Here is a 2,224-nt window from a genome sequence, read left to right as displayed (position 1 = left end):
GCCCACGACCGGCCACCGGGCCGAGGCGCGACGCTGCCACGCAGACCCGACGACAGCGAGCGACCACAGAAATTTCAGCCCGGAACGGGCTCCCCNCCCCGAAGGGCAGGGGGACTAAATCCGCCAGTAACGACGGTTGGCGTGATCAAAGATCGGTGATCTTTCCTTTTCTGGCCAGTTGATGTTCTTTCCGACTGTTGGGCAGGGTGTCGGCCCGGCTGTCGTGCCGGGTGGCTGCCGGGTCCACGGCCCGGAGGGCGTCGAGTGGGGAAGAACGAGCTGGTCAGGTGGCTGCGGGCAGGACGCGGAGCCGGGCGAGGGCGGCGGGTAGGTGCTGGTCGCGGCCGGGTGGCAGGCGCAGGGTGAGCGTGCCGGCGTGGCGGATGACCCGGCCGGGGATGGTGATCAGTTCGTGGCGGAGACGGTCGCCGTGGGCACGGCCGGCGGCCTGGTCGTGGCCGGTCAGCGACTGGAGCATCGTGGACAGCCAGCCGGCCAGGATCGCCGCCCACATCCAGACCTGGTTGACGGCCGGGTCGGCCGAGGGCAGGTGGCGCAGGCCGGCGCCGAGCTTGACATCTTTGATCTGGGTCTCGATGTCGGCGCGGCCGCGGAACCAGTGCTCGACGGCGACGAGGCCCTCGGGTTCGTCGGCGGGGATGTTCGTGACGATGAAGCTGACCGCCCAGGCGTGGTCGGCGACGCCGTCGAGCGCGAGGGTGAGCTGGTCTTTCGGGATCGTGGCCGCCGCCGGGAGCGGGGGTCGGTGGAGATCTCGACGGCGGGGACCTTCACCCGGCGGATGATCGTGTAGGTGCCGGGTGGCCAGCCGGCCGGGGCGTAGCCGGCGGCGGCGAGCTGGGCGCCGGCCATGTCCCGGGCATCGGTCCAGGCGTTCTCGTCGACGGCGGCATAAGCGCGCCAGAGCGCGGAGTTGCGCGGCGCGGCGATCGCGAAGTCCGCGCCGGCTCTGACGGCGGCGCGGGCGAGCTCGCCGGTGAAGAACCCCGAGTCCGCCCGGACCAGCGGCGGGGCGCAGACCGCTGTGGGCAGGTTGGCCAGGGCCCGGGCGAGCAGGCTGGCGGCGCGCGGCCGGACGTCCTGATCCCCGGCGAGCAGATCGGCGGCCAGCACCAGCCCGGTCCGCGCCCACGACGCCAGCAGCGGCCGGCCGGCCTTCTTCCCCTCGTAGGTATAGGCCACCCCGCGCTTCTTGCGGCCATAGACCTCCACGTCGGAGGAGTCCAGGTCGATCGTCGGGCGGCCTGCGACCAGCTCGGTCCGACGCTGCCCGGGCAGCCGAGACAGCCAGCGACCGGCCAGCACCCCGACCATCGCCTCGAGCCCGGACAGCGCCGCCGGACCGAACCGGCCCGACAGCCTCGCCGCCGTCCGCGACGGCGCGAACGGCACCGCCGCGAGCAGCCCACCCGCCTCGTCGAGACGCAGCCGGTCCAACCCTGCCAGCGTCGCCTGCCCCGCCAGCTGCCCGGTCGCCAACCCGACCAGCAACTCACCGCCCGAAAGCCCCCGCGCCCGCCGCTTGACCGGACCAACGCGTTCGTCCAACGCCTCGACGACCCCGAGCCGGTCGACCAGTTCGGCGACCGCGGCCAGCCCCGCCATCCCGGTCAGCGACCGGTCGGACGGCCCGACCCGCACCCGCGGGGCCCGCTTCCTCGACTCGGCCGGTCTGCGTAGTCTGTTCACCCGGCGGGTGCCTCTCGTCAGGGCTGTATCGGTAGGTGTGGTAACCCCGATTCTCCCTGCACGGCAGGCACCCGCTCGCATTCCAGCGATCCACGAACCCCCAACATCACCAGCTACTGGCGGATCTAGTCCCCCTGCCCCTCGGGGNGGGGAGCCCGTTCCGGGCTGAAATTTCTGTGGTCGCTCGCTGTCGTCGGGTCTGCGTGGCAGCGTCGCGCCTCGGCCCGGTGGCCGGTCGTGGGCTTGGTGTGCCCCGTAGGTCTGTTCCGTCACGGAAGACCCGGGGCGGCGTGACGATCATCGCGGCTGCCCACCGACGTCGACGTACCTTGGTCGTTTCAGGCCGTGATTTAGTCGGGCGCCGGGAACCGCACCCGAAGGGCCCTTCCCTGTTGCCTCGAGCACGAGGATCAGATTCGATCCTGCCCCGCGGCTCCCACGGGCAGCCCCCTGTCCGGACCCACCGCAGACGGGAGGCACCCGATGGTGCTCAAGGAGACGCAGGAAACGGAAG

Annotated in this window: 1 protein-coding gene and 1 pseudogene; both read right to left on the bottom strand. The window is 72.1% G+C overall.

Annotated features, from left to right (window positions below):
- Positions 1 to 283 precede the first annotated feature (283 nt).
- The gene (locus FF36_RS40285) at positions 284 to 661 is read right to left on the bottom strand and encodes a transposase (RefSeq protein ID WP_277913005.1); all 378 of its coding nucleotides are present in this window, start codon (positions 659 to 661) and stop codon (positions 284 to 286) included.
- A gap of 146 nt (positions 662 to 807) precedes the next feature.
- Positions 808 to 1,791, bottom strand: a pseudogene (locus tag FF36_RS40280) (transposase); the annotation flags it as partial.
- Positions 1,792 to 2,224 lie beyond the last annotated feature (433 nt).

The sequence above is a fragment of the Frankia torreyi genome (assembly GCF_000948395.1).
In the GTDB taxonomy this organism is placed as follows: Bacteria; Actinomycetota; Actinomycetes; order Frankiales; family Frankiaceae; genus Frankia; species Frankia torreyi.
Note: the sequence above shows the minus strand (reverse complement) of the source record. Positions and strands in the feature narration are given on the sequence as shown.